Below are 13,468 nucleotides of genomic sequence, written 5' to 3'. Positions count from 1 at the left end.
CCGCACCCGTGGACCGACCCCTGGACCGGGCCAAGCTGCTCGCCGCCCGCTACGCGGCTGCCGAGGCCCGGCCCTACCTGGCCTCGGCCCTGTACGCGCTGACCGTCGTCCCCTCCCCGGGGCCGACGGGGGTGAGCACGATGGGCGTCGACCGGCACTGGCGCTGCTACGTCTCGCCCGCGTTCGTCGAGCGGACCCCCGTGCCCGAGCTCGCCGGCGTGTGGATCCACGAGGTCGCCCACCTGCTGCGCGACCACCACGGCCGGGCCGACCGCCTCCCCGCCGCCGACCAGCGCGATCCGCTGCGGATCAACATCGCCCAGGACTGCGAGATCAACGACGACCTCCTCGCCGACGGGCTCAGGCTCCCCGAGGGCCGGATGGAGCCGGGCCGTTTCGGCCTCCCCGCGGGCGGGCTGTTCGAGGGCTACCTGCCCGCCATCCCGCACACGCCCCCGCACGCGCACGTGGACTGCGGCTCGGGGGCGCACGGCGTCCCCGCGCCCTGGGAACTCGGCGCGGCGGACGGCGCCGCCCGGATCGGCCCGGTGGAGGCGGAGGCCCTGCGCCGGACCACCGCCCAGGCCGTCCGCGCCCACCGGCGCACCCGGGGCCGCGGCAGCCTCCCGGCCGGCTGGGAACGCTGGGCGGAGCAGGTGCTGGAGCCGGTCGTGGACTGGCGGCGCGCCCTGCGCGGGGCGGTCCGGGAGGCCGCGGCCTGGGCCTGCGGCGCCGTGGACTACACCTACCGCCGCCCCTCGCGCCGCACCCCCGCGCTGGGCGGCCGGGTGGTGCTGCCGAGCCTGCGCAGGCCACTGCCCCGGGTCGCGATCGTCGTCGACACCTCCGGCTCCATGGGGGACGCCGAACTCGCCGCCGCGCTGGGCGAGGTGACCGGGGTGCTGCGGGAGGTCGGCGTCGGCGGCAACCGGGTCGCGGTACTGGCCTGCGACGCCGACGTACAGGCCGTGAACCGGGTGACCAGCGCCGAGCAGGTGACCCTCGCCGGGGGCGGCGGCACCGACATGCGGGTGGGCATCGCGGCCGCGCTGGACGTGCCGGACCGGCCGGACATCGTCGTGGTCCTGACCGACGGCTTGACCCCCTGGCCGGAGGGCGCCCTGCCCTGCCGGGTGATCGCCGCACTGATCGGACCGGACGCCCCGCAGCCGCCGGACGGTGTGGAGACCGTACGGGTGACCCCCCTGGACTGAGCCGCGAACTGGCCGGTTGTGTACGGTGGTTCACCCGGTGATCGGCAACGCGTGGCAGCATGGCCGGGCCGGACGCGGGGGACACGGCCCGCGGCGGCCGAGCCGAGGGGGAGTCCGGTGACCGGAGTACGCAAGAGCCTGGCCAAGGTGGAGATAGCCCTGCGCTGGGACCCCAGCCCCGCCGGCACGCCCCCGCACGACCTCGACCTGGTCGCCGGGGTCTTCGGGGCCGGCGACCCGCACGGGCAGCCGGTCTACCTCGTCCACTTCGGCAGCCGTGCCCCCGACGGCACGATCACCCTCGACCGGGACAGCCGCAACGGCCAGGGCTTCGGCTGGGACGAGGTGATGACCCTCGAACTGGACCGGCTGGCCCCCGACCTGGTCCGCGTGGTGGTCGGGGTGGTGATCCAGGACCCGGGCCCGGCAGGCGCGCCCGGCCGTACGGTCTTCTCCGCCGTCGCGGGCACGGGCCTGCGGATCCGCGAGGGCCACACCGACCTCGCCACCGGCGACTTCACCGAGCTCGCCGGGGCCACGGCGGCCACCGTCGCCGAGTTCGTCCGCGACGGCGGGAGCGGCTGGACGCTGGACGCCCGAGCCCACGGCTTCGACGCGGACCCGCAGGAGTACACCCGGCTGATGGGCGCGGCACGGGACTGAGGAGGGTCCGGACCGGCCGGGGCGGCGGTCCCCCTGCTCGGGAGGGCCGCCGACCCGTCCGGGTGGCGCGCTGCCGCCGTCCCCACGAGGCAGCGCGAAGCGGGTCGCCGTCCGGTCATCGTGAACGGCGGCCCACCGGTTCAGGTGGCCGGATGGTCCCCCGGGCCGATGCCCAGGGCCGGCAGCAGGGCCGCGTCGACGAACCGGACCAGGTAGTCGGCGTCCGCGTAGCGGCCCTCCAGCACCGGCCGGATCCGCAGCACGCCCATCAGCTGAGCCGGCAGGAACTCCACGGCCGGGTGGTCCGCGGTGATCTCGCCCCGTGCCACGGCCCGCGCCACGATGGCGCCGAAGGCCGCCAGCTCCGGCTCGACCAGCGCCTCGCGCAGCGCGCGCTGGAGCTCCTCGTCGCTGAGCACGGCGTTGCCGAGGGCCTGGGTGAGCCGGGTGTCGCGCCCGGAGGTGCCGGCCGCGATCCGGGCGGCCTCGCGCAGGTCGTCCGCCAGGTTCCCGGTGTCCACGTCGGCCAGCGTCCGCTCGCCGCGCCGCGCACGGCCGGCGCGCAGGGCGGCGGCGACCAGCTGGGGCTTGGTCTTCCACTGCCGGTAGAGCGTCGACTTGCCGCAGCAGGCCCGCGCGGCCACGCCCTCCATGGTGAGGGCTTCGTAGCCGTGCTCGCGCAGCTGGTCCAGGACGGCGTCGTAGAACTCCTGCTCGCGCTCCGGGCTGATCTTGGAGCGGCGCACGGGGGCCTGCGGCGTGGACGTCATGGGGTGCGGCTCTCCTCGTGAGCTCACGGGCGGTGGGTCGTGCTCCCGAGTGTAAGGCCCCGGGGGCTTATCGCTACACCATCGTATCGATACGCGAATGTATCGATACACTGGCGTGTCGATCGGAAACGGTCCGACCGAAAGCCGCTGCACCCGAAAGAAGTGAGACCGGGGGATGACCTCCCACACCACACCCGGCCGGCCACCCGCCCCCGCGGGCGGGGCCCGGCGCCGGCTCATACGCGAGCTGCTGCTCGTCGCGGGCCTGTTCGCCGTGTACAAGGCGGGCCGGATGCTCTCGACGGGCCGCACCGATGAGGCCCACCACAACGCCGTCCGGGTCTGGGACGCCGAGCGCGCCCTGCACCTGCCCGGCGAAGGGGCCGTACAGCGGCTGCTGCTCCACTCGGACGCCGCCGTCCACACCGCGAACACCTACTACGCGGCCGTGCACTTCCCGGCGACCGTGCTGTTCCTGGTCTGGCTGTACCTGCGCCGCCCGGGGCACTACCTGTGGACCCGGCGGGCGCTCGCCGTGCTCACCGGCGCCGCCCTCGCGCTGCACCTGTACTTCCCGCTCGCCCCGCCGCGGATGCTGGAGTCCGCGCACCTGGTGGACACCGGGCAGGTCTACGGGCCCACCGTCTACCGGGCGGCCCCGGCGGCCGACACCATGGCCAACCAGTTCGCCGCCATGCCCTCGCTGCACTTCGGCTGGGCGCTGATGCTGGCCCTGGGGATGATCGCCGCGACCCGCTCCCGGTGGCGGGCCCTGTGGCTGTTGCACCCCCTGGTCACGCTGCTGGTGGTCGTGGGCACCGCCAACCACTACTGGGCCGACGCGATCGTGGCCGCCCTGCTCCTGGGCGCGGCCCTCCTGGTCATCCCGCGCCCGGCGGCCCGCACGGACGCCGCCGCCGACGCGGTACGGAGCCTCCCGCACCCCCGCCGGACGGCCGCCCCGGCCGCCCCCTCGCCGGGGGACGCACCCGCCTCCGCCGGGGCAGCCGCGCCGACGGCGCCGCACCCCGCGGCTCCCGCCTCCGTGCCGGCCGGGCGGGGCGCCGGGGAGCCGGACCCCGCCGCGACCCTGCCCGTCCCCGCCGGAGGCGAGCGGTGAACGCCACCCTGCTCGCCGTCGCGCTCTGCCTCGCCTCGGCCGTCACGTACGCGGCCGCCGCCGTCGCCCAGGAACGGCTCGCCCGCCGGGCCGTCGCCTGCTCCGCCCGCGACCTCCTCGGCAACGGCGCCTGGTGGTGGTCGGCCGGACTGAACGCCGCCGCCGCCCTGCTGCACGCCGCCGCCCTGCGCTACGGCCCGCTCACCCTGGTCCAGCCCCTCGGCGCGCTCACCCTCGTCGCCGCCGTCCCGCTCGGGGCGCGCGGCGCCGGCCGGCGGGTCGCCGCCACCGAGTGGCGGGGCACCCTGGCCACCGTCGCCGGGCTCGGCCTGCTGCTGCTCCCCGCCTCCGGCCCGGCCCCCGACGACACCCTGAGCGTCGCCGAGGCCCTCACCGTCTCCGGCGCCACCCTGGCCGTGATCGCGCTGCTCACCGCCCGCAAGGACCCCGGCCCCGGCCTGCGGCACGCCACCGCCTCCGGGCTGGCCTCCGCCGTCGCCTCCGCCCTGACCCAGACCGTCGCCGTCGCGGGCGGCCGCGGCGGCTCCCTGCTCAGCGTCCGGGTGGTCACCGTCGCGCTGCTCGTCGTGGTCTTCGCGGTCGGCGGGATGCTGCTCTCGCAGCGGGCCTACCGGGGCGGCCTCGGCGCCCCGCTCGCCGTGGTCAACCTCTCCAACCCGCTCGCCGCCGCCGTCATCGGCATGGTCCTGCTCGGCGAACGCCTCCAGGGCGGAGCCCTCGGCATCGTGCTCGCCGTCGCCGGAGCCCTCGCCGCCGCCCGGGGCGTCCTGCTGCTGACCCGGACGGCGCCCGGAGCCCGGACCGGCGAAAACCACCCCGTGCCGGCCGGGCATGTGGCAGCCTGACGCCATGGCCGACCGTTCGTACCTCTCCCTGTGGTCCCGGGACTCCGTGCTGTCCATCGGTTCGGTGGGTTCGGTGCTCTCCGTCGGCTCGGTGGGCAGCGTGCTCTCCGCCGGCTCCCTCGGCTCCGCCCTCTCCGTGGGCTCGGCGGCCTCCTGGCTGAGCGCGGGCTCCGCCTTCTCGGCCCGCTCCGTCTTCTCCCTCTTCTCCTACCGCTCCCGGGGCGGCCTCGCGGTGGCCGCAGTCGGCGCCGTGACGGCCGCCGCCCTGGCCACCGGCCTGCTGCGGACCCGCCGCGGCTGAGAACCGCCGGGCCTGCGCCTGCGTCCTCCCCACCGTAGAGACGCGGACCAACGAGCGGAGTGAACGACCATGGGCATCATCGGCTGGATCGTCCTGGGCCTGCTGGCCGGAGGCATCGCCAAGATCCTGCTGCCCGGCCGGGACCCCGGCGGCCTCATCGGAACCACCCTCATCGGCGTCGCGGGCGCCTTCACAGGCGGCTGGCTCTCCGCCAAGTTCCTGGACCGCCCCATCCAGAACCACTTCTTCGACCTCGCCACCTGGGGCTCCGCCATCGCGGGCTCCCTCGTCCTGCTCATCGGCTACCGCATCCTCTTCGGCAACTCCCGCGACTGACGGTCACATGGGCATGCCCGGCGCCATGTGCAGCCCCGGGACCAGGCCCGGATGCCAGGGGACGAAACAGGCGTAGCCGATCAGGGCCACGCCGAGCACCAGGCTGAAGGCCTTGCCGTGGCGCCAGACCTTCTCCAGGAAGACGGCGCCGGCCAGAGCGGCCATCCACGCCAGGTTCATCACGCCGACCGCGACCAGGACGACCATCAGGCCCCAGCAGCAGCCGACGCAGTAGCCGCCGTGGCAGAAGCCCACCCGCAGGTCGCGCAGCCGCCCCGAGCGGTTGCCGAAGTGCAGGAGGAAGCCGAGGGGCGAGCGGCAGTGGCTCAGGCAGCGGTCCTTGAGCGGGGTCACCTGGTACAGCCCGGCCCCGGCCAGCACCAGGGCGCCGGCCCACGGCGCGGCGTCCGGGGCCCGGGCCGCGAGTTCGCCGCCCGCCCAGGCCGCGCCGAAGGCGACCAGGCCGAAGGCCTCCCAGGCGCAGAGGTATCCGAGGACCAGGCCGGTACTGCGGGCCGCGCGTACCCAGCCCGTCGAGCGGGCGCGCAGCGTCCGCAGGTACAGGGAGACGAACGGGGCGACCGCGGGCAGCATCATCGCGGCCATCATCAGCCCCCACAGGACCAGGAATCCCCACAGGCCCCGCCCCATCGTGCCCGGTCCGGGCGTCATGCCGGACGCACCGCGGAACGTCAGCAGCCAGGCCAATGCCGCGGCCGCCAGCAAGGACGCCCAGCTCGCCGGGGCGACGGCCCGCCGAGTGAGCGGTGTCGCCATTCAGGCCGCCCAGGAGAACGGTGCCGAGAAGGCGTTCTTCCCTTCGTTCCCGAACGAGAGGCCGAAGGCGTCCACCCGCGACCTGGTCGCGACCCCGGCCGCGAGGGTGTCCGCCGGGAATCCCACCCCGCTGACCCTGACGCCCTTGCCGGTCGCGTCCAGAGGAGAGACGAAGTCCTCGACCTCCATGTCGATCGCGTCGCCGATCCTCACCCGGTGGCGCCGGCCGTCATCGACGTATTCGATCCTGGCGGACTCCATCCCGAGCATCTCGCCGACCAGCGGGCTGAGACCCTCCATCGGGCCGCCCCGCTGACCGGAGAAGACCGCCCCGAGCGCCTCCGCCTGCTCCGGCGAGGCCGCCTCGTCCATGAACATGCCCATCCGCCAGCCGCCCTCGCTCATGAGCTGCGGGGTGTCGGCCACGACGGCGACCGTCAGGCCGTTGACGGCGACGTCGTCGACCTGGCCGGAATCGATGTGGAAGGCCAGGACCACCCGGCAGCGGTCGGAGTCCGCCGGAGCCGTGAGGCCGGAGGTGGAGCAGGGGCACACCATGTCGCAACTGCAGTTCTCGAAATACGTCCCCTCGATTTGCCATGCCATCGGAAGCTCCTTCCTGAGGCATACCACTGAGATCCATTGTCCGCTCACGGCAGACACCCGGCAACGCCGGGCCTCCCACACCCCCGGCGAAGGCGCCGTCCTCGTCATCGACGGCGGCGGCTCGCTGCGCACCGCCCTCGTCGGCGACCTCATCGCCGGCGCAGCGGAGCGCTCCGGCCGGGCCGGACTGATCGTCAACGGCGCGGTCCGCGACAGCGTGGCGCTGGGCGGGCTCGACCTCGGCGTCCAGGCGCTCGGCACCTGCCCCCGCAAGAGCGGCAAGACCGGTGCGGGCGCCGTGGACGAGCCCGTCACCATCGGCGGGGTCACCTTCCGCCCCGGCGACACCGTGTACGCGGACGAGGACGGCGTCGCGGTCCTGCCCGCCGGCTGACCCGCCCTGGGGGCGAGATCGCGCCAGGACCGGACCACGGGCCCTGGCGGCCGGGACGGGTGAGCCGCTTCACTGCGGGCCCATGAGACGACACAGGATCATGGCCCTGCTCGGCGCGCTCACCCTCGCCGCAGGCACCCTGGCCGCGGCCGCCGGACCCGCGGGCGCCACTCCGGCGGCGGCCGCGGACACCCCGCTCGCCGAGTTCGGCACCGACTGGCACGACCCCCTCACCGCCGCCCCGCCCGTCGAACACCCCGCCACCACCTCCTGCCGGGTGACCCTCGCCGAGGCCCAGTTCCGCGACTTCACCCCCTACCGGGGCGACTACACCCCGCCCGCGGGCTGCGGCCGCGCCGACTGGGCCAAGGTGGTGCTGCGCCTCGACGGCAAGGTCAAGGGCCGCCAGTACGACCGCCTCGGCCACCTCACCGTCGGAGGCGTGGAGGTCCTGAGCACCTCCACCCCCGAACCCTCGCCCGAGGGCATCGAGTGGTCCGTGGAGAAGGACGTCACCCGCTACCGCCACACCCTCAGCCGCCCGCAGCCCGTCGAGATGCTGATCGGCAACGTCGTGGACGACACCTACACCGGGGTCATCGACGTCAAGGTCACCCTCACCTTCTACGCAGCCGAGGGCCGCACCCGCCCGGCCGCCGCCCCCGACCGCGTCCTCCCGCTCACCACCCCGGCCGTCACCACCCCGCGCAACACCGAACGGGTCCTCGCCGAGGTCTACGCCACCGGCTCCGGCGGCGGCTGCGAGGAGTACTGGTACATGACCGTCCCCGACGCGGCCCCCTACTCCTGCAAGGCCGCCGACGGCCCCTACCGCGAGGTCCGCGTCTCCGTCGACGGACAGCTCGCCGGGCTGGCCGCCCCCTTCCCGACCGTCTGGACCGGCGGCTGGTCCAACCCCTTCCTCTGGTACGTCACCCCCGGCCCGCGCGCCTTCGACGTCCAGCCGGCCGTCTACGACCTCACCCCCTACGCCGCCCTCCTCGACGACGGCCGCCCCCACCGCATCGAGGTGGCCGTCGCCGGGGTCCCGGCCGGCCAGAGCGGCTGGAGCACCCCCGCCAACCTGCTGCTGTGGCAGGACCGGGGCCGCGAGGTGGTCACCGGCGCCCTGACCCGCCACGAGGAGGCGGCCCCCACCGGTTCCTCCCGCTGGACGCCCGCCACCCCCGGCGGCGAACACCGCCTGGACACCGACGGCGCCCACCGCCTCACCACCGCCGGATACCTCGACACCTCCCACGGCCGCGTCACCACCACCGTCACCCGGGCCGTGCGGGCCACCTCCGTCCACCGCTGGACCGACGGCGAGAACCGCGACGCCCTCACCGCCTCCTGGAACGACGAGGAGAGCGTCACCCGGGGCGCCACCACCACCCGCACCACCCGCGTCTACACCATGGACGGCGAGACCACCCTCGGCGCCGGCGACCGGCTGCGCACCGTCTTGTCACTGGGCGACCGCGCCGACACCGTCACCCTGCGCGGCGGCCGGCAGACCGGCCGGACCCGCCTGGACGACCGGTACACGGGCGACGCCTCGTACACCGCCAACGTCCCGCGCGACCAGCGCCACGCCGTCGGCACCACCACCGCCCGCTATCAGCTGTACGGGACCGCAACAGCAGGCGGCTGTTACGACCGGACGGTGTCCACCGCGCAGGGCGCCCTGACGGCGGACCGCCGCCGCTGCTGACACAGGCGCCCTCTACGATGACCGGCCATGGACACGAGTGAGGCCGGCAGACGGCTGGTCGACGGCCGTTTCGAACTGATCGCACCCCTGGGCGCCGGAGGCATGGGAACGGTGTGGCGCGCCCGCGACATCGCCCTGCACCGTGAGGTCGCCCTCAAGGAGGTGCGCCCGCCGGACCCGGCCTCCGAGGCCGCCAACCCCGGGCTCTCCGCCGAGATGCGCGAACGCGCCGTGCGCGAGGCCCGGGCCCTGGCCCGCCTCGCGCACCCCGGCGTGGTGACGATCCACCACATCGTGGAGCCCGTGCCCGGCACCGACGGCCACCCGTGGATCGTGATGGAGCTGGTCAAGGGCGGCTCCCTGCACGACCGGCTGACCGAAGGCCCCCTGCCCGTCGCCGACGTGCTGCGGCTCGGGCTCGACGTGCTGTCGGCGCTGCGCGCCGCGCATGCCGAAGGGGTCCTGCACCGGGACGTGAAACCGGCCAACGTGCTGCTGCGGCCCGACGGAGCCGCCGTGCTCACCGACTTCGGCATCGCCGCGCTGGGCGGGGCCACCGCCCTCACCTCCACCGGCGTCCTGATCGGCTCGCCCGAGTACATCGCCCCCGAACGGGCCCGGGGCGAGGAGGGGCTGGCCGCCTCCGACCTCTGGTCGCTGGGCATGATGCTGTACGTGGCCGCCGAGGGCACCCACCCGCTGCGCCGGGCCACCAGCCTCGCCACCGTCGTCGCCGTCCTCGACGAACCGATCCCGGCCCCGGTGCGCTCCGGCCCGCTGGGCCCCGTACTGGAACGGCTGCTCGTCCGGGACCCGGCCGTACGGCCCGACGGCGCCGCACTGGAAGCCCTGCTCCGCGCCGCGAGCACCGCTCTCACCACCGGCGGGACCCCGGGCGCCCCCGTCGCCCCGGCGGTCCCGCCCGCGTACGCACCCGCGCCCCCGGCGTCCGGCACCCGGCCCTTCGCCCCCGGCGGCGGCTCCCCGTACGACGCCACGGCCCCCGTCACCCCGCCCCGCGGCCGCCTCCGGCCGGTCCTGATCGGCGCCCTCCTCGCCGTGGCCCTCACCGGCGGCGCCATCGGCCTCGTCCAGGCCCTCCCCGACGGCGGTTCCGGCTCGGCCGGCACGAACGCCAAGGGCCCCACCACCACCGCCCCCGCCACGACCGGCGGCGCGACCCCCGCCTCCGGCGGCCGGGCCACCCCGGCCGCCCTCCCGTCGCCACAGCAGAACGGCCCCGCCGGCGAGGCCAAGGGCAGCATGCTCACCCCGGACCGGGTCCGCACCGCCCTCACGGCGTTCAAGCAGCTGTCCGGCACCACCACCTTCGTGGAGATGACCGTCTACGAGGGGTACGTGCTCGCCTCCATCCCCACCGCCGACGACGCCGGGACCTACGACCGCTACGAATACCGCGACGGCCGGGCCACGCGGACGGGCCCCGGCGGCCGGATCGACGGCGACAAGCCGCTCATCGACATGGCGGCCGTGAACTGGGACGCCCTGCCCGGCCTCCTCGACAAGGCCCGGCAGGAACTCGGCGTGACCAAGCCGACCTCCCGCTACGTCATCGTCGAACCCTGGCTCTTCGACACCGGCGCCACCTCCGTGCGGCCCTACCTCAGCGACGAGTACGGCCGGGGCGGCTACCTGTACGCCGACGCCCAGGGCAACGTCAAGAAGGTCTACCGCTCCTGACATCGTGTCCCCGTACCACCTCACCCGGTACGCGGACGGTCCAAGGGAGCACGCACACCATGCCCAGCTGGCGCACCACCCTGACCCGGGCCGGGATCACCGGCCCCGGGCTGCGGGACGACTACACCCGGGCCGCGCGCGGAGTGCTGCGCCGCGACCCCGCACGGTTCGTCACCCTGCGCCTGCTGGCCGCACCACCCCTGGTACCCCGGCTCGCCGCGGGCCTGGCCTTCATGAACCTCGTCGACGACGTGGCCGAGACCGGCACCCCCGGGCAGCGGACGGCCGGCCTCGCCGCGCTGACCGCCCGCACCACCGAGGCCCTGGAGACCGGCGACAGCCCCGACCCGCTGCTGCGCGCGTACGCCCACGCCGTCCGCTCCACCGGGCTGCCCGCCCACTGGATCACCCGCTTCCTCGACGGCGCCGCCACCGCCGAGGCAGGGTTCGACGGGTTCGGGACCGAGGAGGACTTCCAGGCCTACCTCGACGCCTACGCCTGGCCCGGGGTCCTGGTCTTCACCGGACTCCAGTACCAGGGCGGGCCGGACGCCGCTCAGGCAGCCGGCTGGCGCACCTTCGTGGACGCCGCCCAGCGCGTCGACTTCCTCGCCGACCTGGCCGGCGACCTCGCCGAGGGCCGGCTGTGCCTGCCGCGCGCCCGGCTCGCCGAGCACTCCGTCACCCGCGCCGACCTCGAAGGCGCCCGCGACACCCCGGCCGTCCGCGCCCTCCTCGCCGCCGAATGCCGGCTCGCCCGCACTGCCCTGGCCGCCGCCGACGACGGGATCCTCCACCTCACCGAACCCGGACTGCGTCCGGTGGTCGCCGCCATGGCGGAGCTGATGGGCCACCAGCTGGCCGCGGTGGAGCGGGCCGGGGCGGGCGTGCTGCGCAAGGACGTCGGCTACGGCCTCACGGCCCCGGCCGGCACCCTGCTGCGCGCACTGCGCCGCCGCCGGGCGTGGTGACATTCGTACTGCCCGGGACCGTACGGGCGGCTCTGCCACCGGCCCCGTCCCGGTCCCTAACGTGGTGGTCATGACAGAACAGCTCTCCCCGCCGGCCCTCCTCCCGGACGGCGCGGCGGTGGAACGGGAAGCGGGAACGGACATGCGGGAACAGTGCCGGAGCAAGGCCGACTGGAAGGCCGAGTGGAAGGCCGAGTGGCCCGCCCGCAAGGCCGCGTGGCGCGCGTCCGAGAAGGCCCGCAAGGCGCGTGGTGACGCCCCCGACTACGGCCGCGGCCCCATGGGCCCGCCCAACGCCTTCGCCCTCCTGCCCTGGCTGCTCCTCGGCATGGGCGCCGTCTCCAACCTGGTCCACGGCCAGACACCCAACCCGTGGATCGGGGTCCTGGGCCTGCTGGCCTTCAACTCCCTCTACGTCACCCTGGCGTTCCGGGCCTTCGACCAGCGCGCCCGGCAGGCGCCCGCCACCCGCTGGTGCCTGGTCGCCCTCGGCGCCGTCACCTGCGCCCTGGCCGGCGCGTACGGGGACAGCTGGCTGCTGTTCTTCCCGCTGCTGGGCCTGGCCGCGGGCGCGGTGATCCGGGGCCGGCGGCTCGCCCAGGTGATGTTCGCCATCAGCGCCCTCGCCGGGGTGATCGGGGAAATGCGGGAGGGCTGGGACGCCATCGGCATCGTCTACGGGACCTTCCTGTCCGGCATGGTCACCGCGTCCATCCTCGCCCTGTCCGAGACCGTGCGGGAGCTGCGCGACACCCGCCAGGAGCTGGCCCGAGCCGCGGTGGACCAGGAGCGGCTGCGCTTCTCCCGCGACCTGCACGACCTGCTCGGCCACACCCTCTCGGTGATCGTCGTGAAGTCGGAGGCTGCCCGGCGCATCGCCCCCCGCGACATGGAGGCCGCCATCGGCCAGGTCCGCGACATCGAGACCGTCGGCCGCCAGGCCCTCACCGAGATCCGGGAAGCCGTCACCGGCTACCGGAAGGCCAGCCTGGCCGCCGAACTGGACCGGGCCCGGGTCGCGTTGAGCGCGGCCGGCATCGAGCCCCGGGTACACCGGTCCGGCCCCCCGCTGCCCCCGCAGACCGCCGCCCTGCTGGGCTGGGTGGTGCGCGAGGCGGCCACCAACGCGGTCCGCCACAGTGGGGCCGCCACCTGCGACATCGAGGTGCAGGGTGCGGCGGAACGGGTCCGGCTGGTGATCACCGACGACGGCCGGGGCGTAGGCTCGACACCGCCGGGCAGCGGACTGACCGGCCTCGGAGAACGCCTCGCGGCCGCGGGCGGCACGCTCACCAGCGGCCCCGTACCGGGCGGCGGCTTCCGGGTCACCGCCGAACTCCCCGTGGAGGCAGGCGCGGAAGGGGACGAGGGGACCGGATGATCAGGCTGCTGCTGGCCGAGGACCAGGGGATGATGCGCGGCGCCCTGGCCCTGCTGCTCGGGCTGGAGGAGGACATCGAGGTCGTGGCGCAGGTGGCCGCCGGGGACGAGATCGTGCCCGCCGCCCTCGAATCCCGGCCCGACGTGGCCCTCCTCGACATCGAACTCCCGGGGCGCAGCGGCCTCGACGCCGCCGCCGAGCTGCGTACGGCCTGCCCCGGCACCCGGGTGCTGATCCTGACCACCTTCGGCCGCCCCGGCTACCTGCGCCGGGCGATGGAGGCGGGGGCCGCCGGGTTCCTCGTCAAGGACGGGCCGGTGGAGGAGCTGGCCGCCGCGGTCCGCCGGGTGCTGGCGGGGGAGACCGTGATCGACCCCGCCCTCGCGGCGGCAGCGCTCAGCGCCGGCCCGAACCCGCTGACCCCGCGCGAGGCGGACGTGCTGAACGCCGCCGTCGACGGAGCCACGGTCGCCGACATCGCGGCCCGGGTGCACCTGTCGGAGTCGACCGTGCGCAACTACCTCTCGGCGGCCATCGGCAAGACCGGCACCCGCAACCGCATGGAGGCCGTCCGCGCCGCCCGCCGCCAGGGCTGGCTGTGACCGGCGACAGGCCCTCGGGGCCGCCGAGGCCGCTGGGTAGGGTGGGGGCGAC

15 protein-coding genes are annotated in these 13,468 nt (G+C 75.5%); 12 read left to right on the top strand and 3 right to left on the bottom strand.

Annotation, left to right across the window (positions count from 1 at the left end):
• Positions 1-8: 8 nt before the first annotated feature.
• Positions 9-1,214: a DUF2201 family putative metallopeptidase gene (locus tag BX286_RS03460; RefSeq protein ID WP_121014493.1), complete on the top strand. Its 1,206-nt coding sequence runs from the start codon at positions 9-11 to the stop codon at positions 1,212-1,214.
• A 117-nt stretch (positions 1,215-1,331) separates the two neighbouring features.
• Complete coding sequence (locus tag BX286_RS03455) at positions 1,332-1,877, top strand: TerD family protein (protein WP_079430969.1); 546 nt, start codon at positions 1,332-1,334, stop codon at positions 1,875-1,877.
• A 140-nt stretch (positions 1,878-2,017) separates the two neighbouring features.
• Here BX286_RS03455 and BX286_RS03450 read toward each other — a convergent pair whose 3' ends face one another.
• Positions 2,018-2,647 carry a TetR/AcrR family transcriptional regulator gene (locus BX286_RS03450; protein WP_079430970.1) on the bottom strand — a complete coding sequence of 210 codons (630 nt, stop codon included), beginning with the start codon at positions 2,645-2,647 and terminating at the stop codon, positions 2,018-2,020.
• A 175-nt stretch (positions 2,648-2,822) separates the two neighbouring features.
• Between BX286_RS03450 and BX286_RS03445 the strand changes: the two genes are divergently transcribed.
• The 4 genes from BX286_RS03445 (at position 2,823) to BX286_RS03430 (ending at position 5,270) form a co-directional block, all read left to right on the top strand.
• Complete coding sequence (locus BX286_RS03445; protein WP_121014492.1) at positions 2,823-3,767, top strand: phosphatase PAP2 family protein; 945 nt, start codon at positions 2,823-2,825, stop codon at positions 3,765-3,767.
• Positions 3,764-4,633 carry a DMT family transporter gene (locus BX286_RS03440; protein ID WP_261993329.1) on the top strand — a complete coding sequence of 290 codons (870 nt, stop codon included), beginning with the start codon at positions 3,764-3,766 and terminating at the stop codon, positions 4,631-4,633. Before BX286_RS03445 ends, BX286_RS03440 begins: the two co-directional genes overlap by 4 nt.
• A 4-nt stretch (positions 4,634-4,637) precedes the next feature.
• On the top strand, positions 4,638-4,934 hold the full coding sequence (locus BX286_RS03435; protein WP_100862261.1) for a hypothetical protein: 297 nt from the start codon (positions 4,638-4,640) through the stop codon (positions 4,932-4,934).
• Between the two features lie 69 nt (positions 4,935-5,003).
• Complete coding sequence (locus tag BX286_RS03430; protein WP_079430973.1) at positions 5,004-5,270, top strand: GlsB/YeaQ/YmgE family stress response membrane protein; 267 nt, start codon at positions 5,004-5,006, stop codon at positions 5,268-5,270.
• Between the two features lie 3 nt (positions 5,271-5,273).
• Here the strand turns inward: BX286_RS03430 and BX286_RS03425 are convergent, their stop codons facing one another.
• Positions 5,274-6,047 carry a DUF2182 domain-containing protein gene (locus tag BX286_RS03425; RefSeq protein WP_121014491.1) on the bottom strand — a complete coding sequence of 258 codons (774 nt, stop codon included), beginning with the start codon at positions 6,045-6,047 and terminating at the stop codon, positions 5,274-5,276.
• Positions 6,048-6,605, bottom strand: a complete 558-nt coding sequence (locus BX286_RS03420; RefSeq protein ID WP_237293194.1) for a DUF1326 domain-containing protein — start codon at positions 6,603-6,605, stop codon at positions 6,048-6,050.
• On the opposite strand from BX286_RS03420, the gene rraA reads away from it, so the two are divergent.
• The 6 genes from rraA (at position 6,604) to BX286_RS03390 (ending at position 13,416) form a co-directional block, all read left to right on the top strand.
• Positions 6,604-7,047, top strand: coding sequence for a ribonuclease E activity regulator RraA (rraA, locus tag BX286_RS03415; protein ID WP_079432108.1), 444 nt, complete (start codon positions 6,604-6,606; stop codon positions 7,045-7,047). The two genes, BX286_RS03420 and rraA, sit on opposite strands and share 2 nt — an antisense overlap.
• Positions 7,048-7,129: 82 nt before the next feature.
• Positions 7,130-8,761: a peptide-N4-asparagine amidase gene (locus tag BX286_RS03410; protein ID WP_187344071.1), complete on the top strand. Its 1,632-nt coding sequence runs from the start codon at positions 7,130-7,132 to the stop codon at positions 8,759-8,761.
• Between the two features lie 27 nt (positions 8,762-8,788).
• A complete protein-coding gene (locus BX286_RS03405) occupies positions 8,789-10,462 on the top strand; it encodes a serine/threonine-protein kinase (protein ID WP_121014489.1) in 1,674 nt (557 codons plus the stop codon).
• A 59-nt stretch (positions 10,463-10,521) separates the two neighbouring features.
• Positions 10,522-11,433: a squalene/phytoene synthase family protein gene (locus BX286_RS03400; RefSeq protein ID WP_079430978.1), complete on the top strand. Its 912-nt coding sequence runs from the start codon at positions 10,522-10,524 to the stop codon at positions 11,431-11,433.
• A 142-nt stretch (positions 11,434-11,575) separates the two neighbouring features.
• Entirely contained in the window at positions 11,576-12,814 is a 1,239-nt protein-coding gene (locus BX286_RS03395) for a sensor histidine kinase (protein WP_121017521.1), read from the top strand.
• On the top strand, positions 12,811-13,416 hold the full coding sequence (locus tag BX286_RS03390; RefSeq protein WP_079430979.1) for a response regulator transcription factor: 606 nt from the start codon (positions 12,811-12,813) through the stop codon (positions 13,414-13,416). Before BX286_RS03395 ends, BX286_RS03390 begins: the two co-directional genes overlap by 4 nt.
• Positions 13,417-13,468 lie beyond the last annotated feature (52 nt).

This window comes from Streptomyces sp. 3211.6, from assembly GCF_003634815.1.
In the GTDB taxonomy this organism is placed as follows: domain Bacteria; phylum Actinomycetota; class Actinomycetes; order Streptomycetales; family Streptomycetaceae; genus Streptomyces; species Streptomyces katrae_A.
This window is presented reverse-complemented; position numbering and strand designations above follow the sequence as displayed.